Source organism: Methylocaldum sp. RMAD-M (genome assembly GCF_017832375.1).
GTDB lineage: Bacteria > Pseudomonadota > Gammaproteobacteria > Methylococcales > Methylococcaceae > Methylocaldum.
Genome location: NZ_JAFIBZ010000040.1, coordinates 12,454 through 35,318, shown reverse-complemented (window position 1 = coordinate 35,318; position 22,865 = coordinate 12,454). Strand labels below are relative to the sequence as shown.

At 60.3% G+C, this 22,865-nt stretch carries 19 protein-coding genes and 2 pseudogenes; 8 read left to right on the top strand and 13 right to left on the bottom strand.

The annotated features are described in order from the left end of the window. Nucleotides 1-207 precede the first annotated feature (207 nt). The 4 genes from JOD69_RS22615 to JOD69_RS22600 all read right to left on the bottom strand — a co-directional run bounded on the left by JOD69_RS22615 (nucleotide 208) and on the right by JOD69_RS22600 (nucleotide 2,708). Nucleotides 208-954 carry a class I SAM-dependent methyltransferase gene (locus tag JOD69_RS22615; protein ID WP_086135686.1) on the bottom strand — a complete coding sequence of 249 codons (747 nt, stop codon included), beginning with the start codon at nucleotides 952-954 and terminating at the stop codon, nucleotides 208-210. Between the two features lie 80 nt (nucleotides 955-1,034). After that, entirely contained in the window at nucleotides 1,035-1,817 is a 783-nt protein-coding gene (locus JOD69_RS22610) for a nucleotide-binding protein (protein ID WP_086135687.1), read from the bottom strand. A gap of 90 nt (nucleotides 1,818-1,907) precedes the next feature. Then, a complete protein-coding gene (locus tag JOD69_RS22605; protein WP_139841184.1) occupies nucleotides 1,908-2,309 on the bottom strand; it encodes a hypothetical protein in 402 nt (133 codons plus the stop codon). Between the two features lie 99 nt (nucleotides 2,310-2,408). Further along, nucleotides 2,409-2,708: a hypothetical protein gene (locus JOD69_RS22600; RefSeq protein WP_086135689.1), complete on the bottom strand. Its 300-nt coding sequence runs from the start codon at nucleotides 2,706-2,708 to the stop codon at nucleotides 2,409-2,411. A 134-nt stretch (nucleotides 2,709-2,842) separates the two neighbouring features. On the opposite strand from JOD69_RS22600, the pseudogene JOD69_RS22595 reads away from it, so the two are divergent. Both JOD69_RS22595 and JOD69_RS22590 read left to right on the top strand, forming a co-directional pair. Then, nucleotides 2,843-3,157 (top strand): annotated as a pseudogene (locus JOD69_RS22595) (phage integrase N-terminal SAM-like domain-containing protein); the annotation flags it as partial. Nucleotides 3,158-3,435: 278 nt separating this feature from the next. Continuing rightward, a pseudogene (locus JOD69_RS22590) lies at nucleotides 3,436-4,101 on the top strand (integron integrase); the annotation flags it as partial. Between the two features lie 20 nt (nucleotides 4,102-4,121). On the opposite strand, the gene JOD69_RS24960 reads toward JOD69_RS22590, so the two are convergent. From JOD69_RS24960 to JOD69_RS22555, 8 genes are all read right to left on the bottom strand, one after another. After that, on the bottom strand, nucleotides 4,122-4,628 hold the full coding sequence (locus JOD69_RS24960) for a phospholipase D-like domain-containing protein (protein WP_240507150.1): 507 nt from the start codon (nucleotides 4,626-4,628) through the stop codon (nucleotides 4,122-4,124). After that, nucleotides 4,625-5,599, bottom strand: coding sequence for a phospholipase D-like domain-containing protein (locus tag JOD69_RS24955; protein ID WP_240507152.1), 975 nt, complete (start codon nucleotides 5,597-5,599; stop codon nucleotides 4,625-4,627). Before JOD69_RS24955 ends, JOD69_RS24960 begins: the two co-directional genes overlap by 4 nt. Nucleotides 5,600-5,663: 64 nt before the next feature. Further along, nucleotides 5,664-5,849, bottom strand: coding sequence for a hypothetical protein (locus JOD69_RS22580; RefSeq protein ID WP_139841185.1), 186 nt, complete (start codon nucleotides 5,847-5,849; stop codon nucleotides 5,664-5,666). Between the two features lie 29 nt (nucleotides 5,850-5,878). Then, the gene (ftsH, locus tag JOD69_RS22575; RefSeq protein ID WP_086135692.1) at nucleotides 5,879-7,906 is read right to left on the bottom strand and encodes an ATP-dependent zinc metalloprotease FtsH; all 2,028 of its coding nucleotides are present in this window, start codon (nucleotides 7,904-7,906) and stop codon (nucleotides 5,879-5,881) included. A gap of 200 nt (nucleotides 7,907-8,106) precedes the next feature. After that, nucleotides 8,107-11,028, bottom strand: a complete 2,922-nt coding sequence (locus JOD69_RS22570; RefSeq protein ID WP_086134618.1) for a glycosyl hydrolase family 65 protein — start codon at nucleotides 11,026-11,028, stop codon at nucleotides 8,107-8,109. Nucleotides 11,029-11,049: 21 nt separating this feature from the next. Then, nucleotides 11,050-11,421, bottom strand: a complete 372-nt coding sequence (locus tag JOD69_RS22565; RefSeq protein ID WP_086134619.1) for a cupin domain-containing protein — start codon at nucleotides 11,419-11,421, stop codon at nucleotides 11,050-11,052. 706 nt (nucleotides 11,422-12,127) lie between these two features. Beyond that, nucleotides 12,128-12,730: an HdeD family acid-resistance protein gene (locus JOD69_RS22560; RefSeq protein WP_086134621.1), complete on the bottom strand. Its 603-nt coding sequence runs from the start codon at nucleotides 12,728-12,730 to the stop codon at nucleotides 12,128-12,130. A 92-nt stretch (nucleotides 12,731-12,822) separates the two neighbouring features. Then, a complete protein-coding gene (locus tag JOD69_RS22555; protein ID WP_077730045.1) occupies nucleotides 12,823-13,230 on the bottom strand; it encodes a hypothetical protein in 408 nt (135 codons plus the stop codon). 535 nt (nucleotides 13,231-13,765) lie between these two features. Here JOD69_RS22555 and JOD69_RS22550 point away from each other — a divergent pair. The 6 genes from JOD69_RS22550 to JOD69_RS22525 all read left to right on the top strand — a co-directional run bounded on the left by JOD69_RS22550 (nucleotide 13,766) and on the right by JOD69_RS22525 (nucleotide 21,558). Continuing rightward, the gene (locus tag JOD69_RS22550) at nucleotides 13,766-14,782 is read left to right on the top strand and encodes a metallophosphoesterase (RefSeq protein ID WP_240507029.1); all 1,017 of its coding nucleotides are present in this window, start codon (nucleotides 13,766-13,768) and stop codon (nucleotides 14,780-14,782) included. A gap of 611 nt (nucleotides 14,783-15,393) precedes the next feature. After that, nucleotides 15,394-16,926, top strand: coding sequence for an alkaline phosphatase PhoX (locus tag JOD69_RS22545; protein ID WP_210024319.1), 1,533 nt, complete (start codon nucleotides 15,394-15,396; stop codon nucleotides 16,924-16,926). A 413-nt stretch (nucleotides 16,927-17,339) separates the two neighbouring features. Continuing rightward, nucleotides 17,340-17,555 carry a twin-arginine translocase TatA/TatE family subunit gene (gene tatA, locus JOD69_RS22540; RefSeq protein ID WP_077730047.1) on the top strand — a complete coding sequence of 72 codons (216 nt, stop codon included), beginning with the start codon at nucleotides 17,340-17,342 and terminating at the stop codon, nucleotides 17,553-17,555. 23 nt (nucleotides 17,556-17,578) lie between these two features. After that, the gene (gene tatB / locus JOD69_RS22535) at nucleotides 17,579-17,902 is read left to right on the top strand and encodes a Sec-independent protein translocase protein TatB (protein WP_086134624.1); all 324 of its coding nucleotides are present in this window, start codon (nucleotides 17,579-17,581) and stop codon (nucleotides 17,900-17,902) included. A 1-nt stretch (nucleotide 17,903) separates the two neighbouring features. Next, on the top strand, nucleotides 17,904-18,671 hold the full coding sequence (gene tatC, locus JOD69_RS22530; RefSeq protein ID WP_086134625.1) for a twin-arginine translocase subunit TatC: 768 nt from the start codon (nucleotides 17,904-17,906) through the stop codon (nucleotides 18,669-18,671). 550 nt (nucleotides 18,672-19,221) lie between these two features. Continuing rightward, nucleotides 19,222-21,558 carry a PhoX family phosphatase gene (locus tag JOD69_RS22525; protein ID WP_210024318.1) on the top strand — a complete coding sequence of 779 codons (2,337 nt, stop codon included), beginning with the start codon at nucleotides 19,222-19,224 and terminating at the stop codon, nucleotides 21,556-21,558. Between the two features lie 300 nt (nucleotides 21,559-21,858). On the opposite strand, the gene JOD69_RS22520 is transcribed toward JOD69_RS22525, so the two are convergent. Further along, nucleotides 21,859-22,623: a SapC family protein gene (locus JOD69_RS22520; protein ID WP_077730051.1), complete on the bottom strand. Its 765-nt coding sequence runs from the start codon at nucleotides 22,621-22,623 to the stop codon at nucleotides 21,859-21,861. Nucleotides 22,624-22,865: the final 242 nt, after the last annotated feature.

The following is a 22,865-nucleotide window of genomic DNA, read 5'->3' as shown; positions in this document are numbered from 1 at the left end:
TCGTCGTGTGCTCCCTTTTCGTGAACCGCCCGGTGCGGACCCGCATGCCGTGGTGGTGTGGGGACTGGGGGTTAGAAACCCCTGGTTACCCGATTAGGCCGATAGCCCAAAGCGCAAAAGCCGGCGCTGGCGAGACGGCGATCAAGCATTTGTTTTGCCTTTCTGTGCTGCGCGAAAGTTGGATACGGCGACCAAGACGCCAACGCATCACCGCGGCATCAGCGCGAACACACCCCAGCCCAGGTATTCACGCGTGTAAGCGGCGTAGCGCTCGGGTTCCGATGTCAGTTTGGCTCGAACATCTTTCGCGAACTCGTCGTCGGGGTTGGCTTCAAGCCATCGGCGCATGGTGAGCCATTTGGCCGCCTCGTATCTATCCCAGCCGTCTTGGTCAGCCAGAACCATTTCAACGACGTCGTAGCCAAGATGGCCGAAAGACGCGAGAAGTTCAGGAAGCATGAGAAAGTCGGAGATTGAGTTGGCAAGACACCCCTTGGCAACATCTTCCGTCGGCGGTAACTGCCGCCAGTAGGGTTCGCCGATGAGGATGATCCCTCCGGTGCGCAAGCTCCGCGCCAGAAGCTCGATAGTGCCGACGACTCCCCCGGCGATCCAAGTGGCACCGACACAGGCTGCCACACCGACCTTCTCGTTGGAGACGTAGCCCGCAGCATCGCCATGGATGAACTTGACTTGATCGGCGACGCCGAGTTCTACGGCACGGAATTTCGCTTGCTCTGTGAACAACTGGCTCATGTCGATGCCGGTGCCGATGACGCCGTGATCGCGTGCCCAGGTGCACAGCATCTCCCCCGAACCGCTGCCGAGGTCGAGCACTCGGGCCCCCCTTTCCAGACGCAGCGCCGCGCCGAGAATGGCAAGCTTTTCGGGTGTGATCGGGTTGTGGATGCGGTGAGCACTTTCGGTGATGTTGAATATCCGTGGGATGTCCATTGTGAAAATTTCCTTACGGGGTGAATAGATTCGGTCAAGGCCTAACGCCATTGCTCACGCGCGTGAGCAATTTGTTGGGCCTACGCTAATGGCAGAACTCCTGCCGCCTCAAGGTCCTTGCGCATCTCAATGACTCTCTCGGCCACGTTCGCCTTGAATCGGTGCTGGATGATGCCGCCAAAGTCCGAAAACATCGACGTCCCCTCTCGCAAGAGCAACATGGCATTGGCACGACCCAGACGCCCACAGAACCAACCGAGTTCGTAAATAACGTTGGGGCGGGCCTGAAGATACGCCTCCTCTCCACCCTTCACCTCATCATCTGGAGTGAAGACGGCGATAGCGAAGGAGCAGGTTTCTGCGTAGCGCTCGAATTTTTCTATGACTGTCTCGGCACCAGCGTTCGGCTGCAGCATGAGAACGATCGGATTGAGCCGGAACTCGCTCTGCACGATATCTTTCAGCTCTCTCCACTTCGCTTCATCTCGTCCGTGGATGATGAAGACGTTTTCCCGCTTCTGCGTATTCTCCTGCGACTTCCGGGAGACAAGAAGGTCTGGGTTCCGACGAAGTCGAGTTAGTGAGGCACGTACGATCCCAAGTACGTTCTGGACGCCATGGAGTGACGGGCTGCCGAGATAACCAAATCCATTCTGAAACTCATGTGCAATCTGTGCGGAATAGACGTTCTTGCCTAATGCATCGTCGTAGAGATCTAGCAATTCGCGCACATATTGACGATAGAGCGCTTCGTCACCCTCGGCGATGTAGATTCCATCCTTCGTGTGTTTGAATGAAGAGTGGATGCGATGCAGCTCGGCTTCGTACCGCTCAATCTCCCCCACAATCTGTTCTGGGTTCAATCTGCTCTCCTGGCCCAACGCTTGCGCTCAGGTGCGAGGCTTTGCGAGTCACCTGGAGCGCATTGTTGGGCCGGCACGTCCATATTGCTACTAGTTTTTGACGGAGAGAACACGCCCATAGCGCACTGTTCCTTCTTGCTCATTGAGGATGTCGGAATAAGCGAACTCCGACCAATAAAATCTCCGAGTCGGCTTCATGATGTAGATGACACTCTCGCCACTGAAGAGAACAGGGTTATCAAGTACCAATATGTGCTTGTCATCTTTCAGGACCGTAAGTTTCCACAAATCATCGCTATTCGGATTTCTACCGAACCAGCGACCGTTTTGGCTGAAGATAGAGAACTTTTCTCCATCCTTCTTTTCGCACTTGAAATCGAGTTTATCGCCGGTCGTTGAGCACGAGCGCTCGATCTCCAAGAAGTATTCAACTCCCAGTACTTGCGACGTAATGAGGATCAGCGAAAGGCCAACGAGAATCTTCCAGCTCATTTGCATTACCTACCTGATTTGGCCCAACGCTATGCATAAGGGGCGCGCAGCGAAGCGGAGCGTCCCAGTGAGCGATAGCGAACGATCTTGATGCGCTTGTTAGAAGCCTTCATCAATTATTGCCTCTTTGAGGCCTACCAAAATTTCTGATATTTCTTTTGAATACTCCTTATTTGGAGTTAAACCCATTTTTTCTTCTACCACCCAATCTAAATACTCAGCTATCTTTTCTGGACCCTTATTTCCCACCAGAAGTGAGAATACATGCGGCAGATAGGAAGAATACTCATCTCTAGCTTGCGCAATACCTCTTACCCCAATTGGGTCCCACATATAATGAAGAACCTCGTCTGTTTGACGATAGAGCTTCATTTCTTGAGGTGGTAGTTTCTTTCCCATCGTTTCTTTTGGGCTTCTAACTTTGTATTAGACACCTACCCCAGGTGTATAACACCGGCAGTGAGGTGTATAACTCGGGATGTTCTGTCCTAAACTTTTGTATTTTATAAACTAGTTTCATGTAGACAGGACTCATGGCTGAAGCAAATACACCGCCTAGCGTAGGTGGTCCGAAGTTGCTGGACCAGGTACGCGCCCGTATCAGGGCCAAACACTACAGCATTCGTACGGAAACACAATATGTCCAGTGGATCGGGCGCTTTATTCTCTTTAACGGCAAACGCCATCCCCGTGACATGGGTATCGTCGAGGTGGAAGCGTTTCTGACGCATCTCGCGGTGGAAAGCAAGGTGTCTGCCTCGACGCAAAATCAAGCTTTGGCGGCGCTCTTATTTCTCTATCGAGAGGTATTGCGCCTCGACTTGCCGGGACTGAAGGACGTAGTTCGGGCTAGAGCATTTTCATATCTACTGTACGGGCACTCGCGAGTAGGCCGGGAATCCCTTCCCAATCGCAAACGGCGATTGGAGCGCCGAAGCCCCCCTTCCCGACACCACGTCCCGGCCGAGTGTCTTCGTCGGAAGGGTCGCGACTAAAGCGACCGTTTGCGATTGGGAAAGGATTGCCGACCTACGAATGCTTGAATCCATTCACCCGAGCCGAAGGCGCCAACGACGTCCACCAAGCCGGTTCTACCGTACGAGCGCGATGAAAACGCGCTAAGCGGCCGGCGCGGTTGCCGACGGTGCTGACCCGTTCCGAGGTTCAAGCGGTGCTGGCTTGCATGGATGGCGTTTACGGGCTGATGGCGCGCTTGCTCTATGGAACGGGTATGCGATTGATGGAATGCGTGCGCTTGCGGGTGAAGGATGTGGACTTCGAACGGCGTGAAATTCACATCCGCGATGGCAAGGGAGCCAAGGATCGGGTGACCGTGTTGCCGGAGAGTTTAAGAGTGGCGTTGCAGGCTCACCTTGCGGAGCGCCGCAAGCTGTATGAGCAGGATTCGGCCGAGGGGAAATCCGAGGTGTATCTTCCCGATGCCCTGGCGCGCAAGTATCCTCAAAGGCCGAAAGAGTGGGGCTGGCAGTATGTGTTTCCCTCCGGGAGCTGTTCGAGCGATCCGCGCAGCGGCCGCGAGCGGCGGCATCATGTGGATGAAAAGCTATTGCAGCGGGCCATGAAAAAAGCCGTCCAGGCTGCCAGAATAGCCAAGCCGGCGACGCCGCACACGTTGCGGCATAGTTTTGCCACGCACCTGATCGAAGGGGGCTACGATATCAGAACCGTTCAGGAACTGCTCGGACATAAGGACGTGAGCACCACCATGATTTATACCCATGTGCTGAATCGCGGCGGACAAGGCGTGGTCAGTCCGCTCGATCGGATGTGATCGCCATGATCGACTGCGGCTCACAACAGCCACTCGATGGGCAAGGCCGACAGGAACCGGATGCCGGCGCGCAGCCAGAAGCTCGTGCCGGGTTCCGTGTCGTGCCGCACCCACTCCCCGGACCGGTGCTCGGTCCAGTACAACTGCCCATTGTTTGACAGGCGCACCTGGTATGAGTTGGCGGGAATGCGGCTGTCGAACGCCGTGGAGATATTCCTCGCCAGGGCCGGACTGTCGATGACGAAGCCCATTTCGGTGTTCAGCTTGGCCGAGCGCGGATCGAAATTGAACGAGCCGATGAAAACGCGCGAACCGTCCACCGAGAAGGTTTTCGCGTGCAGGCTCGACGCGGAGCTGCCGGAACTGCCCGGCAGTCCCGCGCGTCGGTTCGTTCGCGGCGACAAGCGCCGCAATTCATAGAGCGTAATGCCCGCTTCGAGCAGCGGTTTGCGCCGCTTCGCATACCCGGCATGCACCGCTGCCACGTCGGTGGCTTCCAGCGAATTGGTCAGTATCGTGACGTTCACGCCGCGTTCCGCCATGCCGACGAATGATTCGACACCCGCGCGGTGGGCACGAAATAAGCCGATACGAGTTCGACATCCGTGGCCGGTTCGCCGATGATCTCATTCATCTGATGGGGCAAAAGCTCGTCCGACTCGGCCCGGCCGAGCGCCTTGGCGGGGTCGTCGCTGACCATGCGGGCGGGAGCCCACTCCAGTGCCAGGCGGCCTTCCGTCAGTTCGCGCACGAACGGCAATTGGCGTATCGCAGCCATGTAAGCCGCCGCGGCGGGGTCGCGCTCGACCAACGACGCCTGAGATGCGAGCTGCTCCAGCCGCGCGGGGTCGGCCGGCGGCAGCAACAGGCCGACGGGGTAGGACGAACCGCTCGCCCAGTAACGGTCGAAATCGTTCGACACGTCCTCGACGATAGGCCCCACCGCCATCACATCGAGATCCACGAACACCGTACCCTCGGCGGCGTCGAAGTACTCGTCCCCGACATTGCGGCCGCCGATGATCGTGGCTTGATTGTCCGCCGTGAACGACTTGTTGTGCATGCGCCGGTTCAGCCGGGAGAAGTCGGTCAGATACCCGATCAGGCGCGGTTTCCGGATCACGAACGGGTTGAACAGCCGGACTTCGATGTTCGGATGAGCGTCCAGCGCGGCGAGCGTAGGATCGAGCCCGGCGGTGTTGTTGTCGTCGAGCAAGAGGCGCACGCGGACGCCGCGCTCGGCCGCGGCGTGCAGCGCCTCGAACAGCAAGGTGCCCGACCGGTCCTTGCGCCAGATGTAGTACTGGACGTCGAGCGAGCGCTCCGCGGCCCGCGCGAGCAGCATCCGCGCGGCGAACGCGTCGCGCGAATCCGGCAGCGGATAGAGGCCGGATTGTCCCGGATGCGCGGCGACCGCCGAGGAGATCGCCCGCCCGAGCCGGGTGGTGTCGGTGTCGACCAGGGCGGTCGAAACGCTGCGGTTTTCCAGTAACGGCAAAGTGCTGTATCCCTCAAAAAGGCCTATGACCAGGCCAAACGCCAGAACGAAAAAACCGATGCGCCTACTCACGCACGTTTTGCCCAGTTGCTATCCATGCCGCATCGCCCATTCGATGTGTCGCGTGCGCAATCAGCTTGCTCGACTCGCGAAGCCACAGCACCGAGCTCGCCACCGCGATGCAGCGCAGCCGGTCGCCCGCTCTCAAGGCCACGGTCGAAAACGCCTGCTGCAGAAGCCGATAGGGCACAGTCTCGGGTATCCGAACCGGCGCGGCGCTCATTTTTCTCGCCCGGCCATCGCCAGGGGACGGGTCTCCAGCGGAGGCGCGGGCGGCAGTCCGGTGACCTCGAGGATTTCCTCCTCGCCCAGCGTCTCGCGCGCGAGCAAGGCGTCGACCAGGGCATCGAGCTCCTTGCGATGCGCCTTCAGGAGACTCTTCGCCTGTTCGTGGCTCTCGTTGATGATTCTTTGCACCTCGGCGTCGATGATGCGGGCGGTCTCCTCGCCGAAGGGCTTGGCGCCGACATAGCCTCCGCCGGCGCCGCTCAGGTAGGGATTCTCGCGGGGCGCGAGCTGCACCATCCCGAGCTTGTCGCTCATGCCCCAGCGGGTGACCATGTTGCGGGCGAGCTGGGTGGCCTGCTCGATGTCGTTCTCGGCGCCGGTGGTCCGGGTGCCGTACACGATCTCCTCGGCCGCGCGGCCGCCCAGCATGCCGACGATCTTGGCGCGGAGATACGCTTCCGGATAGTTGTAGCGGTCGGTCTGGGGCCGCTGATACGTCACCCCGAGCGCTTGTCCGCGCGGCACGATGGTGACCCGGTGCACCGGGTCGGCGCCGGGCATCACCAGGCCGAGGATGGCGTGTCCGCTCTCGTGGTAGGCGATGCGCTCCCGGTCCTCGCGGGTCAGGAGGAGCGGGCGCTCGGGGCCAAGCACGATTTTCTCCAGCGCGTCCAGAAAGTCCTTCTGGCGGACCGCGCGTTCTTCGCGCCGGGCCGCCAGCAGCGCCGCCTCGTTGACGAGGTTTTTGAGGTCCGCTCCCGAGAGTCCGGGCGTCGTGGCGGCCAGCTCGTCCAGGCGGACGTCGTCCGCGAGCGGAACCTCGCGGGTGTGAACCTTGAGGATCGCTTCGCGGCCGACCTTGTCCGGGAGGTTCACCACCACGCGCCGGTCGAAGCGTCCGGGCCGGAGCAGCGCCCGGTCGAGCACGTCGGGCTGGTTGGTCGCGGCCAGCACGATCACGCCTTCGCGGCCGGTGAAACCGTCCATCTCGGTGAGGATCTGCTGCAGCGTCTGCTCGTGTTCGCTGGCGGCCCCGATCGCCACCTGGCCGCGCGCGCGGCCTATCGCGTCGATCTCGTCGATGAAGATGATGGCCGGAGCGTGCTCGCGCGCCTGCTTGAACAGATCCCGCACGCGCGCCGCCCCCACGCCGACGATCATCTCCACGAACTCGGCCGCGCTCATCGAGAAGAACGGAACCTCAGCCTCCCCGGCGACCGCCTTCGCCAGCAAGGTCTTTCCGGTCCCCGGCGCGCCGACCAGCAGCACGCCCTTCGGCGCGGTTCCGCCCAGGCGGGTGTATTTCTCGGGAGACTTCAGGAAATCCACGATCTCGACCAGTTCGTTCTCCGCCTCGTCGATGCCGGCCACATCGTCGAAGGTGACCCTGGCGCTCGCCTCCTGGTCGTAGCGGCGGGCCTTGCTCCGGCCGATGTTCATGAGTCCGCCCATGCCGCCGCCCTGCTGCACGGCTCGCCGGTAAATCCAGACATAGAAAAGAATGATGAGGATCGCGGGGCCGAAGCCGAACAGAAGCGTGATCCAGGGACTGCCTTCCCGAATCGGCACCGCGCTGATCTCGACCTTGTTTTCGATCAGGAACGCCTCCAGTCCGGGGTCCACGAACGCGGGCAGTTCGGTGGTGAAGGTGTCCGCCGTTTTGGGCTCGGGTTCGGTCAGGCGCCGCTCGTCGGGCGCCGCGTCTTCTCTATCTTTCGGCGGCCAGGTGACGGGCGACGCAAACCGGCCCTCGACGCTCGCCCCCTGGCTGTAAATGGCCTCGACGTTGCCCCTCGCGACCTCTTCCTTGAAGGCGGTATAAGGGATGGTGATCGACTCGCCGGGTTCCGGAAAGAGAGACCGCATCAGCAGGTAGTTGATGAGGAGGAGGATCAGGAACGTCAGCCAAATTCTGCGCGGTGCGCCTTGCGGCTGTTCCGGGCGGCGCTCCGCCGGCTGGAAGCGCGGGTCGGGCGCCGAGTCCCGGTTGCGCGGCGTCTTTGGTGTCGGCCAATTCATGATGCCTCCGAGGATGTGCTCATTCTTCTGTCTTAGAGCCTATCCCAGTAGGCTCAAGAATCCCTTCGACTGGCCTGTCCTGAGCTAAGCTCGTAGGGTGCGGTGAAGAACGAACCGCACCGATGCACCGCGAATGATGCGGTTCCCTTCGTTCACCACATCCTACGAGCTCAGGGCGAACGGCCTGCCGAGATAGGCCCCTATTTGCCGAGATCGAAAACCCGCGTGCTGCCGCCGGGGAAGTCGTGTACTTCATCCTTGAATGCCAGGCGGATCGGCGCGATGCCGGGTTCGCGCCCGTGTACGGTAAGGGCGTCGCGGGTGAGATGCAAATCGAGCGTGTGCCCGCGATAGCGAATGCGCAGGTCGAGGCGCTCCAATTCCGCCGGCAATTGCGGATTGAGCCTGAGGACATCGCTCGTGACCTCGACGCCGGTCGTTACGCGCTGCATCAGATCGACCGTCCCCGCCATGGCGCCGAGGTGCACGCCTTCGGCCGTGGTGCCTTGCTGAATGTCGCTCAAGTCGCTCTGCAACGCCTCCGCGAAGTAGGTCATCGCGCGCGGCCGGTTCGATCGCGCCAAGACCCACGCGTGCACGACCCGCGACAATGTGGAGCCGTGCGACGAACGGCGGTCGTAATACGTGACGTTGCGCGGAATGGTTTCATATTCGAACGGATAGCCGAGATGCGTGAACAGATCGCTCAGCTCCTCGGCCGAAAACAGATAGAACAGCATCAGCACGTCGGCCTGCTTCGACAGCTTATAGCGGTTCGCCGTGTCGTTCTCCGCTTCGAGAATGAGATCCAGGCGCTGGATGTTGCCGTACCGCCTCCGGTAGTCCTCCCAATCCAGCTCGATGAGCTTTTCGTAGCCCTCGAACTGGCTGATGACCCCGTTCCCGTGAAACGGCACGAACATTCGCCGGCTGATGTCCTCCCAACGCGCGGTTTCTTCCGCGGACAAGGGAAGCTCGCGCATGAGCTCCAACCGCCGGAGATCGGGGAGCAGTCTGAGCACGTCCAGTGCCCGGCGCAGTACCCACACGGCCATGATGTTGGTATAGGCGTTGTTGTCGAGGCCGGGCGTCGGCGCATCGGGATAGCCTTCGTGGAACTCGTCCGGGCCCATCACCCCGCGGATCTCGTAGCGGCCCTTTTCTTCACCGAAGCTCGCGATGCTGGCCCAGAAGCGGGCGATCTCGAGCATCAGCTCGGCACCGGCGAACTGCAGAAACTCGATGTCACGGGTAACCTGAAAGTACTGCCAGACGTTGTAGGCAATGGCGCTGCCGACGTGGCGCTGCAGATAAGAGTTGTCGGGCACCCATCGCTGCGAGCGCGGATTCAGGTTGAGCTCCTGGGTTTCCTCCTGCCCATCGCTTCCGCTTTGCCATGGGAACATGGCGCCCTGGAATCCGGCGCTTTTCGCCGCGGCTCGCGCTTCGTCTAGGCGCCGATAGCGGTACATGAGCAGCGAGCGGGTGATCTCGGGCATTCGAAAATTGAGGAACGGGAAGATGAACAGCTCGTCCCAAAAAATGTGGCCCTGATACGCTTCGCCGGTCCAGCCGCGTGCCGGCACGCCGATATCGAGATCGATGGAGTTGGGGGACACGGCCTGCAGCAGATGAAACATGTTCAGCCGAAGCATCATCGGCGCGTTCAGCCCGAAATCGCGTCCGGCGGGTTCCATGTGGATGTCGAACCTTCGCCACAGGTGCATCCAGGCCAGGACGTGGTCCGACAGCACGGCCTCGAAGCGTCCGGCTCGCGCCATCGCCTTGCGCGCCGCCAGGGCGCACTGGGAGATGGCGCGATCGCGCGAGGTATGGAGCATGGCGAGTTTCTCCAGCACCAGCGTCTCCCCCGGCTTGAGCCGCATGCCGAACGCCTGCCCGATATACCCGGGTTCGCGAACCGTTCGGCGCGGCGTCTTGACAAGCTTGCCGCCTTTGAACGCCTGCGTTCGCGCCGCCTGCGCGACATGCAGCTTCGACTGAGATGTACGCACTTCGAGACACATCCCGTCCTCGCCGACGATTTCACCCGTCAGCGGCTCCAGGTGCTGATTGTTGAATTTCCGATAAAGCTTCGCGCCCGCGTTGACAACACGCCCGTCGATGGCCGTGCGGACCGTGATGCGGGCAGACCAGTTCTCGGCGGTCAGGGTGAGCTCGATCGCACCCAGATGCATGTCGACCATCGACACCAGGCGCCGCTCCGTAAGCGTGCTCCGCCGCCCTTTGCCGTCCTCGAAGCGTATGGCCCTCGACAGCAGGCCGCTGCGGAGGTCCAGTTCTTGACGATGTGACAGGATTCTGACCTTTCGCTCATCGAACCAATCCTCGTCGGCGATGCGAAACTCGAGCGCGAGCCAATTGGGGAAGTTGACGAGGTCCTCGTTTTCGACCACCCGTCCGGCGATATCGGTCCGCAGCCGGTTGTAGCCGCCTGCCAGGTAGGTGCCGGGATAACGGATATCGTCCGCCCGCGCCCAGGGCGCTGCTCCGCGCGTCTCGAAATAGCCGTTTCCGAGGGCGCACAAGGATTCCCGGATGCCCTCGCGTGCCGGGTCGAAGTCCTCGTACGCCAACACCCAGGCAGAGGGCGGTTCGAGCGACACGCGGATGTTCGCCAAGCCGGTCACGACGGCATCGGCGCCGGCCTCCCGCAAGGCCTGCGACCGACCGCTGCGGTCGATGCCGATAACCAGGCCGAACCGGCCCATGTGTCCCGCCTCGACCTCGCCGACCGTATCCGCCACGACGACCGTTCGCAGCGGTTCCACTCCGAGCCGCCGCGCCGCCTCCAGAAGCGCATCGAGCGGCGGCTTGCCCTCGAGCTCCGGACGGATGATCTCCGACCGGTCCACATAAATATCGAACAGCGGCGCGATACCGGCGGCTTCCTGCATCGCTGCAACGTCGTTGCCGGCAGCTACCACGGCCGTTCGAATCGCCTGCGCCCGGAGCGACCGCACCAGATCGATCGCGGCTTGATCGACTTCGATGGCCCCATGCTGCTCCGAATATTGCGCAAAATATCCGCCGTCGAGGTCGAACAAGACGGCATCGTAATCGCGCGGCAAGAGAGCGACGATGGGGCCGGCAGTGCTCATCTCGGCACTCGAATGCCGATCTCAGTGTTCTGCAGGCTCGTCGGCCTTCGTTCGGTGCACGGTGCCGTCGGGATGCTCGGGCGGGCTGTAGAGCGTGTACAGCCTGAGCGGCTGGTCGGATGAGGTGTTGATCACGTTGTGTTCGACGCCCGCCGGAATCACCACCGCCACGCCATCGCTCAACGGGTGCTCTTCACCGTTTAGCACGGCCAGGCCGGTTCCTGATTCGATGCGGATGAACTGATCGTGCTCCTCATGGGTTTCGACTCCGATTTCCTCGCGCGGCTGGAGCGTCATCAGTACCAGCTGGGTATTCCGGCCGGTATAGAGCACGCGGCGGTAGTCCTGGTTTGCGAGCGTATCGCGTTCGATGTCCGTTGTGTATCCGATCATAAGTCACCTCCAAAAACGATTGCGGCAAGACGAAAATTCAATGAGCGGTCAGTCCGTCGGCTTCGAAGCACCTCTCACGCCTATCGTCCCGGTACGTTTTTCCAAAGCTCACCGTTGGTCTCGTCGGTGACGACGTACAATCCCACGGCTGCTCGAGCCCCGTTGCGAGCACGACGACGTCGAAGGCGACATTGGATTGGACGGCGCACGCGCGGGTCTGACCGGGAAACGCCGGGCGCTGGTCCGGCGCGTTCGGCGCGCGTGTCTCGAACGGCGGACAGGCGCCTGTCCCGCCGGACGTCTGCGCCCCGCCGCTGCCCGCACAGACCATCAGAACGAATATTGAGATACAGGCTACGCGGCAAGTCTGTATGGGGCGGCCCTCCTTGGCGGATGATTCCATTCTTGAGACCAGCGAGACAATAAGAAGTGCGCCGCTCGCAGGCGAAGGCCGGGCGACCGGTCCCCAGGAGGGGGCCACAAAAAACAGACGGGGCATTCCGGAGGATTATCGAGCCGCGTAAACCGGACTCCGCTTATTCGGTCTTTCGTATCCCTCTTGTTGGACGGGCCGAGGGAAAGGCTTGGGGGAAAACGAAAACAAACGCGGTCCGGTATCTTTTTGACCCATCCGAAGATGACTCTCGCCCCCATGCCCCGTCCCACGACCCAAATGGCGTTTTCGTGCCGTTTACTCGTGGCAGGACTAGGCCTTATTCGGCGATCCTTCCCAGGCTTCGGATTCCTTTGCGGTCAGTGCGATCGCGATACAGCTCCAACCGTTCATGATCAGTTCGATTGCGACGAAAAGGCCGATGACCCAAAGTCCTGAAACCGGCCATTTCGCCACGATCATGACGCCCAGCAGTATTTCGAGGATGGCGCTTGCAAGCGGCCAAACCCAGCTTTTGAGCCCGCGGAGTTGAAGGGCCATAACCATCCGCGCGATACCGATGCCGATCAGCGCTCCGCCAAGGACCAAGGTAAGAAGGGTTGATGCGGCCACAGGGTTGTTAATGATGGTTATACCCGCAAGCAAATAGAGGATGCCGATGAGTACGGACAGAATGATGCTTTTCCATCCCGTGGCCTTGACGGCATGAAATATCTGGAAGCTTCCGCCAATGAGCAACAGGACTCCGAAATAAACCATGCTGGCCACGGTCAAGAAAAACGTCATGCCCAGCCCGATCGTACCGAGAATGATCAATACGATTCCCAGGGCCAGGAGCCAACCCCAATTCTGTCTGAGTTCGCCGAAGAAAACGTCCGGGCCGCCCGCGCCGGTCAATCGTTCCGTATATGACATGACGAAGTCCTCCTTGTCAGATGCAGACAAGGTTTGACCGCAGCGTCGGGCGCTTCGTTCGCTTTCTCGGCAGGCATGTCAGGATCGGGCGATTACTTCAGTTCTTCGATCGCCAGCCGGTGGTAACGGTGCGCGAAATCGAACGGTACGCGGCGAACGACGTTCATCGCGCGTGCCGCGTCGGTGTCGCCGGGTGCATAGATCAGCAAAAATGCGGAGCCTTGCCGGGCCGCATCCAGATGGGCTTGCACCGCATCGTCGCTCCAGCCCAATCGCGCGAGAAAGCCCGTGTTTTCCGCAAGATTACGCTGCGCGGCGGCAGCCACTTCTTCGCACGTATAAAGCTGGCAATCCGCCTGCTCATAACCGCCGGTTAGGAGATCTTGCTGTACCCGCTGTGCGTCCTCCCGTTTCGGGAACGCGACGACCAGGTAGCCGACAGGATAAAAAATGCCGAAGTCCGTGGTCTTAGGGGGCGTGCGCGGTTCTTGATTGCTCATGATTCATGCTCCTTTGACGTGACATCGTTAGTCCTTTAGACAGCTGGATTAGGCAATTTGACTGCGAATACTAAAGCCGCGTTTGTTCCCGCCGTTGGCGCCGCCAGGGTGGGTTAGGGCTTCGCGGCCTAACTCACCTACAAAATCAATCCCTCATTGACAGCGATCCGGAATATCAAGGTCCGCGGTTCTTTCTGGATCTCATCCGGAACCTTGCGTACCACGCGTCGGATTCCGCTCCTCGATGAAACGTTTCGTTACCCGATCGCGGGACATGTTTCTCCGATATCCCACGAGGCGTACCCGAAACGCCCACAACCAAGGCATGGATGTGAAAAGGGAGCACCGACGATCGCCAGTCCGTCACCGAATCGTTACGAAATCCTAATAGACCTGTAATGCGCCGCCGATTAAATGGCCGCGCTTCTGAACAAATGTCGGGCCTCGACCACCTGGTAACCGTCGAGTTCGCCGATTGGAAAGGGGCCGCTTGCGGCCCTTTTATTTTCTTTCCAACCCGGAGCTCATTGTGAACATGACACCAGTCAAATCCCTGCTTTTTGCCGCCGCTTGCGCCGTCGCACTCGGCCAAACCGCCAGTGCCGCACCGGAGCACAATAACGCCCACGGTTACGGCAAGTTCGAGTTCGCCCTGATCGGCGACGTGCCGTATGCCCCGGCCGATTTTTGGAAGCTCGATAACGTGATCGCGGAAATCAATGCGAACCATAAATTGAAATGGGTTCTGCATGCCGGCGACATCAAGAACGGTTCCACCCTGTGCTCGGACGAAGTGTTCGAGGATCGGCTGCAACGCTTCCGGCGTTTCGAGATTCCCTTCGTTTTGACCCCCGGCGACAATGAATGGGCGGATTGCCATCGCGCCAACAATGGCTCCTATCAGCCTTTGGAACGGCTGGCCAAGCTGCGAGAAATGTTCTATCCGGTGCCCGGTCAGACGCTGGGCGAGAAAACCATGACGGTGGAAACCCAGGCCGCCGATCGGAGCTATCCGGAATTCGTCGAGAACACGCGCTGGATGGAACAGCACGTCATGTTCGCGACAGTGCACATCGTCGGCAGCAATAACGGCCTGGCGCCGTTCGCCGCCCGCACCCCGGCCGACGACGAGGAAGTCGCTCGCCGCATCGAGGCGGCCCGTGCCTGGATCAGCGAGACCTTCGCGAAAGCCGAGGCGGAAGACGCACGCGGCGTGCTGCTTCTATTTCAAGCCAATCCCGGTTTCGAGCTAGCCAAGGGCAGCGCGGGGCGGCGCGGTTTCGAGGAAATTCTCGCCGACATGGAAGCGGAAGCGATCAAGTTCAAGAAGCCGGTCGTTTTCGCTCACGGCGACTCGCATTATTACCGTGTGGACAAGCCCATGATGGGCAGTAACAGCAAGCGGCGCATCGAGAACGCGACGCGCGTGGAAACCTTCGGTGCCGACGACGTGCACTGGCTGCGGGTCGTCGTCGATCCGAATTCGGCGGACGTCTTCTCGGTTCATCAGGAAATCGTCGAAAAGAACCTGGAACAGCATCCGTTGCCCTAGAGCATTTTCCGATTCGGTGCCAGAGAGCCCGATATGTAGGTCGGCAATCCCTTGCCGAACCGATAAGTCGGCAAAGGATTGCCGACCTACGTTCTTCCCGCCCGACACGAAGCCGTACACCGGGATGAAAAACGTTCTAATCGGCCGACGAAACACCCTGCGAGAAGTTCCGGGGTACGTTTTAGCCGGTGAAAGGACCGCTTTCGCGGTCCTTTCTTTTGCTCGCTTGCACGGGCGAAATTGCAGACATTCCGGCAGTATCCCAAGAGCTCAACTCTTTCCAGCATTCGTAGGTCGGCAATCCTTTGCCGACGAAGACGTTCGGCCGGGACGTGGTGTCGGGAAGGGATTCCCGACCTACAGGGTGCATGGTTGTAGGTCGGCAATCCTTTGCCGACAAACCCGTTGCGTCGGGAATGGATTCCCGACCTACGCGCGAGTGCCCGTACAGTCGTCCGGGGTCGCCAAACTGTAACCAGATCTACTCACACCCGTCATTTTTGAATTCGAGAATTAGCCACACGGATGCCCCGCAACGAAATCCGCACCATCGATTCCGATGGGGATGGACGGTCGTGGCGGGAGAACGCTTGGAACACGCTTCTCGACTAATGGCAACGCAAAATAACGGAGATCACATGACAACTCGTGACGACCATATCGACTTGATCCGCGACCTCGCGGCCGCCGATGCCAGGAAAGAACTCGACCCCAACTGGACGCTCAGCCGCCGCGGTTTCATCAAAAGCGGTATCGCCGCTGCCGCCGCTGTCGCCATGCCTTACAGCGTTCTCGGTTCGGGGCAGGCCCGCGCCGAAAACATTCCCTTCAGTCCCGATTACGGCCCGCTCTCGCCGGTATTTGACGAAGCTACCGGCTTGCCGCTGCTGAATCTGCCGGAAGGCTTCAAGTATTGGTCGTACGGCTGGACCGGCGACATCATGGATGACGGCATTCCCACCCCGAGCAATCACGACGGCATGGCCGTAGTCGCCGTCAACAATGGCCGCTACGTGCTGGTACGCAACCACGAGAAAGGCGGTGTGACCGGCTCCTTCGCGGCTCCCGAACTGACTTACGACCCTGCTTGCGACGGCGGCACGACCAATCTCATCTTCGCCCCGAATTCGCGTGGTAACAAATGGGCGTCGAGTCGGGCCTCGATTTCCGGCACCATCCGCAACTGCGCCGGCGGCCCCACGCCCTGGAATTCGTGGATCAGCTGCGAGGAAACCACCAACGGCCTGCACACCAACCCCGCCTACACCAAGCAGCACGGTTACTGCTTCGACGTTCCCGCCGTGGGCGAAGCCAAACCCATCGCGCTGGTCGACATGGGCTGCTTCAGCCACGAAGCCGTTGCGGTCGATCCGGCCACCGGCATCATCTACGAGACCGAGGACAGCACGCCGTCCGGTTTCTACCGCTTCATTCCCAACGTGCCGGGCAAGCCGGCCATGGGCGGCAAGCTGCAGATGATGAAACTCGTTGTTGCTCCCAATGCCACCCGCACCATCAATGGCGTTTCTTACCCCTACTATGACACCGGCGTCGCCCAGCCTGCGGGTGCAACATGGGATGTCGAGTGGGTGGATATCGAGGAGCCGAACAAGCCCTTCATCACCGGCACCACGTACGGCGGCGTGGTTTCCCAGGGCATCATGCAGGGCGCCGCGAGCCTGCGCCGCGGCGAAGGCGTGTGGTACGGCAACGGCATCATCTACGTCTGCTCGACCAGCGGCGGTGTCGCGGGCCGCGGCCAGATCTTCGCCTACGACCCGGTCAACGAAACCTTCAGCCTGGTTTACGAATCGGCCGATCGCAACGTGTTGGACAACCCGGACAACATTGCCTGGAGTCCGCGCGGCAGCCTAATCCTCTGCGAAGACGGCAGCAACGCCGTCTCGCGCATGCACGGCCTGACCATCGACGGAAAGATCTTCCCGTTCTGCGAAAACAACATGGATTTCAGAGCCGAGGGCATGGGCTCGATTTCGCGTAACGGTGTCACCTACGACAGAAACCAGCGCGGTGCGGAGTTCGCGGGCGCGACCTTCCAGGACGGGTGGCTGTTTGTCAATATCCAGGCCAATCCGGGCATTACCTTTGCCATCACCGGGCCGTGGAGCAACGGCGCGCTGTAAAACAGCGCGGCGACGATTTGTGGATTGCCCTCACAGGGCGATGTCAAGCAGGGAAGACGGCGAGGGATACGCCGGCTCCAACGGTTGGAGCTACGTCATTTCCCCGGGCGTTCGCGAAGAACGTCTTGGGGACGACAGGGACCGATCACGTCAATGTGCTTCTGACACGGGCGGCACAACCCTGAACGGCGTTTGGTCATTCTCTCGTAACGCGCGCCTGCTAGCGTGCGCGGACTTCGTTCGAGATTTATTAACCCGGCCTATAAATATAGGCCGGGTTAATCCGGGGCGGGGATGCCCCGGCGCGGCGACAAGCCGCGTGAGCCCAGGCCGGGCGTGTACCGGCCTGGGCGGCGGCCCGAAATACCAGGAGGGTATTTACGGGCCTGATTAATAATTTTTTTGAGGTACACATGGGCATAGGCGTTTGGGAATTGTTGCTGGTTTTTATGATCGTCCTTCTGATTTTCGGCACCAAGAAGCTGCGGACCATAGGCGGCGATCTCGGCGGGGCGATTCGGAGTTTCAGAAAATCCATGAACGAAGCCGAGGACGACAAGTCTCCCGTTGGCGAACGTGATGCGGAATTCGGGACTTCGCCGTCCGACGTCGCAAGCCCGAAGGCCTAATCTCTCTTCTACTGCCCGTCGTTATGTTCGAGATCGGCTTTTGGGAAATGGTGCTCGTGGGCGCTGTCAGCCTGCTGGTCCTGGGGCCCGAGCGGTTGCCACGCGTGGCCCGCAAGACGGCACTGTGGGTTCGGAAGGCAAAGTCCGCCATAGGGTCGGTCAAGGCGGATATCGATCGCGAACTGGAACTCGAAGAGATCAGGCAGTCATTGAACGTGAAAGCCGGCAGGCGTATCTCTCTCTTGGAAGAGACGCCGTCATCCCGCGCGAAGCGGACGGGCTCCGAGCCGGAAACGGACGCCTCCACAATCGGTAACGGTGGTAGAAATGCGCAACCGGAAGCCTGACATGGAGTCCGAGAGTCTTGGCGAAATGGGCTGGATGAGCCATCTGGTCGAGCTGAGGAATCGATTGCTCAGATCCGTCCTCGCCGTGCTGCTGCTTTTTCTTGGATTGGTTTATTTTTCCAACCCCATCTATTCCTGTCTGGCCGAACCGCTGATGCGGCATTTGCCGGCGGGCTCGCAGATGATCGCCATCGAGGTGGCCTCGCCGTTTCTGACGCCTTTCAAGCTGACCTTTGCGGTGGCGGTGTTCCTCGCCGTGCCGTGCATCCTCTACGAAGCCTGGGCCTTCGTCGCGCCCGGCCTTTATCGTCATGAAAGACGCGTGTTCATCCCGCTCTTGCTGGCCAGTACGATCTTGTTCTACGTCGGTATCGCATTCGCCTATTTCGCGGTCTTTCCGGTGATATTCGGCTTCATGGCCGCTGCCGCCCCGCAGGGAGTCGCCGTCATGACCGATATTTCCCATTATCTGGATTTCGTGCTGTCTCTCTTGCTTGCCTTCGGCGCCGTGTTCGAGGTTCCGATATTGACCTTGCTCCTGGTCAAGAGCGGTGCAGTCGATTACCGCGACCTGAAAGAAAAACGCCCGTACGCCATCGTGGCGGCGTTCATCGTCGGCGCTGTTCTGACGCCGCCCGACGTCATCTCGCAAACTCTCATGGCCGTGCCGATTTGGCTGTTATTCGAGGTCGGCGTGGTCCTCGCGTACTTTTCCACCGCGAAATCCTCGCAAGACGCGGAAACGCCGGTTACTCAGGATATCGGCTAGAGCATTTTCATATCTACTGTACGGGCACTCGCGCGTAGGTCGCGAATCCCTCCCAATCGCAAACGGTGTCTCCAATCGCAAACGATCGGTTCGGGAGCACCGAACCGATCCTTCCAGGAGCGCCGAAGCCGCCCTTCCCGACGGTGCAGTTGGGCCAACGGGTGCGTCGGCAAAGGATTGCCGACCTACGAATGCTCCACGGCGATTCCTCAGAAGTTTGCCATTTTGCGACTCAAGGTGTCGTAGGTCGGCAATCCTTTGCCGACGCTGGGCCGCGACGGGATTCCCGATCTACGACGCCTTGGCCGAACGATCATGTGCATATTCCAACATAACGATCGCCGATCCTGTCACTCGCTCGGCCTTCCCCCTGACCGCACCTCGGAAATCCCGCGTCCGACATCCACATGTCATCAAACATTCATTAGCCGGTCATGATGGTCGGCTAAGTTACGCCCGACCCGCAGTGAATGTGCCGGCAACCGCATCGGAATATCCGCGGCTTATTCCTGCGTGGTGACCAATTCCAACAAGAACTCTGGAGTATTCGATGAAAGGTGAGCGACATCCGAAAAACGACGTGACCATGAATCCGTCGGGCAACGAATCCATTCGCGACGTGATCGAGCGTACCGACTTGGGGCGTCGGCATTTCATGCAAACGACGATCAGCGCGTCTGTTCTGGCTGCCATCGGCGGCGTCAACATGAAGAGCATCATTGGCGCTGTGGAAGCCGCGCCGCTGCCCGCCGGCAACGGCTTCGCCGGGATCGGTTTCGAGAGCGTACCGCCCAGCCTGGCGCCGGTCGCCGATAAAGTAACGGTCCCGGCAGGATATACGGTGGAAGTACTGGCGTCCTGGGGAGATCCAATCATGAAGCGCGCGCCGGCTTGGGACGAAGACGCCAGCCAGGATGCCGCCGCTCAGGAAAAGCAGTTCGGCATGCATAACGACGGCATGCACTACTTTCCAATTTCCTCGCACGGCATCGGTCATGGAAGGAATCCGGTGCGCGGCTTGTTGTGCGTCAATCACGAATACACTCACGAAGAAATTCTGCACGGCGCGGAAGGTTTGGCCGGCGGCGCCGGCGTCACCATCGCGAAGGTGCGCAAATCCCAGGCCGGCCATGGCATATCGGTGGTCGAAGTACGCAAGAACCGCGGAAAATGGCAGGTCATCAGTACCTCACCCTTCGGCCGCCGCATCACCGGCAACACCCGGATGAAAGTTTCCGGTCCCGCAGCCGGGCATGACTTGATGAAGTCGAAGAAATTCGACATCCAGCCGACGGGCTCGGTCGAAATCGGCGTCAACGACGGCCATCATTGCAACGGAACGCTCAACAACTGCGCACACGGTTACACCCCCTGGGGCACCTATCTGACCTGCGAAGAAAACTGGAACGGCTACTTCGGGTGGAACAGCGGCGAAAGCGTCGATGCGGCCGATCCGAACCGCGCAGCAATTCTCAACGATCAGGCCCGTTATGGCATCGTGGCCGGCGGCTTCGGCTATCGCTGGCATGAAGCCGACCCGCGGTTTAATGCAGCCACCAACCCGCTGGAGCCCTATTTGTTCGGCTGGGTGGTGGAAATCGATCCTTTCGATCCCGAGAGCAAGCCGGTCAAGCGCACCGCCATGGGCCGATTCAAGCACGAGAGCGCTCAGGTAGCCGTGGATGGCAACAGCCGGGTCGCCTTTTACATGGGCGACGACGAACGCAACGAATACATCTACAAATTCGTTGCCGCCAAACGGTTCAATCGCCACAAACGCGCCGACAATCGCAACCTGCTGGACAAAGGCACGCTCTACGTCGCCAGGTTCACCGACATGCCTGGCGCCGGAGCGGAAACCTATCGCGGCGAATGGATCGCGCTGGAGCCGGATACGACGTCCGTGATTCCCAATGGCGCGGGCGGATACTACAAGCTGCGCGAGCTGCCGCAGTTTGCCGGCGCGGACGACGCGGAAGTGCAGGCCCTGATCCTGATCAAGACCCGTCAGGCCGCCGATGCGGTCGGCGCCACCATGATGGACCGCCCGGAATGGACCGCGCTGCGCACTTATTACGATCCCGAGTTTTCGTTCAAAGGTTACTCGGTCTACAACGACCAGCGTCCGCTGGAAATCTATTGCACCTTGACCAACAACAACCGCCGCGGCGGTGGCGGCAGTACGCCGGCGACCTCGTCCAACAAGGCCGACGGCACGACGACGGCCGCCAGCGCACGTCCGCCGGTGGATATGGCCAACCCGCGCCCGGACAACGACTACGGTCACATCATCCGCTGGCGCGAGGACGGCAATGTCGTCACCGCGACCGGCTTCGAGTGGGACATCTTCATGCTCTGCGGCGATTCGATCACCGCCAAGACTCTGGGGGCGAATTATCAGTCCGGCAATCTGGTGAACGGCGCCGCCGGCACCGGTCCGTACTATGAGGGCGACATTGTCGACGCACCGGCGGGCTCCGCCGATTTCGGAGCGCCGGACGGCCTGTGGTTCGACCAGTTCGGACGGCTGTGGATACAGACCGACCAGGCCGGCGATGCGAGCGGCGATTGGGTCAACATCGGTGCCAACATCATGGCCTGCGCGGACCCCAACACCAAGGAAGTGCGCCGCTTCCTGACCGGACCCCACAAGTGCGAAGTCACCGGCGTCACCAGCACGCCCGACGGCAAGACCCTATTCGTCGGCGTCCAGCATCCCGGCGAAGATTCGCCCGCGTCTAACCCGACGCAGTACAGCAACTGGCCGCAAAGCCAGTTCACCGTCAACAGCGCCGGCCAGCCCTTGCCCAACACGCCGGGCCTGAGCCGTCCGCGTTCCTCCGTCCTGGTCATCACCAAGGACGATGGCGGCATCATCGGTTCGTAGGATCCGTGCGTTCAGCGGCGGGGCGGGCATGCCCCGCCGCGACACATAGTCATGCCGGATTCTTATTGCATTCGGCATTCGAATGAACATGAATCGTAGGGTGGGTTAGCGAAGCGTAACCCACCGACCCTTCGACTTGGCTCAGGACAGGTCCGAGGTCGCTCAGTGGGTTACGGCCTCGCCGCCTAACCCACTCTTACAAAAATTGATTCCTGATTGAAAGCGATTTGGAATTAGTAACGGCTGAAAACAAGGTTTCGTTCATGTTTCCGGTGCAGCGTGGGTTAGATGCGCGGAGAGTCACGCAGCCGCAGTATTCTTCCGCACCAGCAGTTTGCGGAAATTGGTCAGCGAGGCCAGATGCAGGAAAACCCAGCCGAGTTCGCCCGCCGTGTGAAGCTCGTGCAGTTTCTCGATCGTCAACCGATTCAATGCCGTTTCATCGACGATCCAAAAGCCCGACAGCCCGAAGCTCTGCCCGGCCGACGTGGTGGCCGCCGCCTGCGTCTCGATCAGCAGATTCCAGTCGGCAAGTTTTTGACCGAACCGCGCGGTTCGCTTGGCCTGTTGATGGTAGTCCTGGAGGAAATCCATGGTTTCTCGCAGATAAGCAGAAGGCTTTCCGCCGACGAATAGCGGTTCCCCTTCCGCTTCAACACTCAACCACCCGCAGGTTTCGTCCACGCAGACCACGTGCTGCGGTTCGGGATCGACGTCGCTTTCCGCCAGAATGAAAGGGTATCGGCGAACGAAGGCCGGCACGTAATCCGCCGTCCAGTGTCCGTGTCCGTCGATGAAAAGATTTTCCTCCCGTTCGAATCCAAGCACGGCCACTGGAACCCAACCGTCATTGCCCGCCTTGGCGAAACCGATCGGGTAGTCCTTGCAGGCTTCGGCGAATTCCGCCGCGAGGAGCGGAACCCAATGGCTCTTTGCCGCGAAACGATGGTCGTTGGCGGCGCCGATTCTTAACGACTGATGCCTTTCGGCATTCAAAGCGACGATGTTTCGATAAAAGAGCAGTCCGGTCGGTTCTGAGCGTGATTTGCTTGTTTCCGCAGTCATTTCGGGTTTTGAAAAAACAATCGTTGCCGAGTATGTAAAAGTCTATCGGGCGTCGCCGATCGCAAGGCTTTTCCTGAATGCGCCCCTTGCCGTCAACCGTGTCAGGCCGCAGCTTAAAAAACCACAAGGCGGTCGGCCGTAGAGCGGCGCCGGACGATGTTTCGTTGACACCGACATCCGCGCCCTTGAGTCCGTTGATGGACCCGTGTCGGAGAAACGGTAGCGGTGTTTTGTGACGACCG

Excerpts from the sequence above, each read along its gene's own strand:
- JOD69_RS22615 (WP_086135686.1), bottom strand. The coding sequence starts at position 954 with ATGGACATCCCACGGATATTCAACATCACCGAAAGTGCTCACCGCATC.
- JOD69_RS22605 (WP_139841184.1), bottom strand. The coding sequence starts at position 2,309 with ATGAGCTGGAAGATTCTCGTTGGCCTTTCGCTGATCCTCATTACGTCG.
- JOD69_RS22600 (WP_086135689.1), bottom strand. The coding sequence starts at position 2,708 with ATGGGAAAGAAACTACCACCTCAAGAAATGAAGCTCTATCGTCAAACA.
- ftsH (WP_086135692.1), bottom strand. The coding sequence starts at position 7,906 with ATGAATTGGCCGACACCAAAGACGCCGCGCAACCGGGACTCGGCGCCC.
- JOD69_RS22570 (WP_086134618.1), bottom strand. The coding sequence starts at position 11,028 with ATGAGCACTGCCGGCCCCATCGTCGCTCTCTTGCCGCGCGATTACGAT.
- JOD69_RS22565 (WP_086134619.1), bottom strand. The coding sequence starts at position 11,421 with ATGATCGGATACACAACGGACATCGAACGCGATACGCTCGCAAACCAG.
- JOD69_RS22560 (WP_086134621.1), bottom strand. The coding sequence starts at position 12,730 with ATGTCATATACGGAACGATTGACCGGCGCGGGCGGCCCGGACGTTTTC.
- JOD69_RS22555 (WP_077730045.1), bottom strand. The coding sequence starts at position 13,230 with ATGAGCAATCAAGAACCGCGCACGCCCCCTAAGACCACGGACTTCGGC.
- JOD69_RS22550 (WP_240507029.1), top strand. The coding sequence starts at position 13,766 with ATGACACCAGTCAAATCCCTGCTTTTTGCCGCCGCTTGCGCCGTCGCA.
- JOD69_RS22545 (WP_210024319.1), top strand. The coding sequence starts at position 15,394 with ATGGCAACGCAAAATAACGGAGATCACATGACAACTCGTGACGACCAT.
- tatA (WP_077730047.1), top strand. The coding sequence starts at position 17,340 with ATGGGCATAGGCGTTTGGGAATTGTTGCTGGTTTTTATGATCGTCCTT.
- tatB (WP_086134624.1), top strand. The coding sequence starts at position 17,579 with ATGTTCGAGATCGGCTTTTGGGAAATGGTGCTCGTGGGCGCTGTCAGC.
- tatC (WP_086134625.1), top strand. The coding sequence starts at position 17,904 with ATGGAGTCCGAGAGTCTTGGCGAAATGGGCTGGATGAGCCATCTGGTC.
- JOD69_RS22525 (WP_210024318.1), top strand. The coding sequence starts at position 19,222 with ATGAAAGGTGAGCGACATCCGAAAAACGACGTGACCATGAATCCGTCG.
- JOD69_RS22520 (WP_077730051.1), bottom strand. The coding sequence starts at position 22,623 with ATGACTGCGGAAACAAGCAAATCACGCTCAGAACCGACCGGACTGCTC.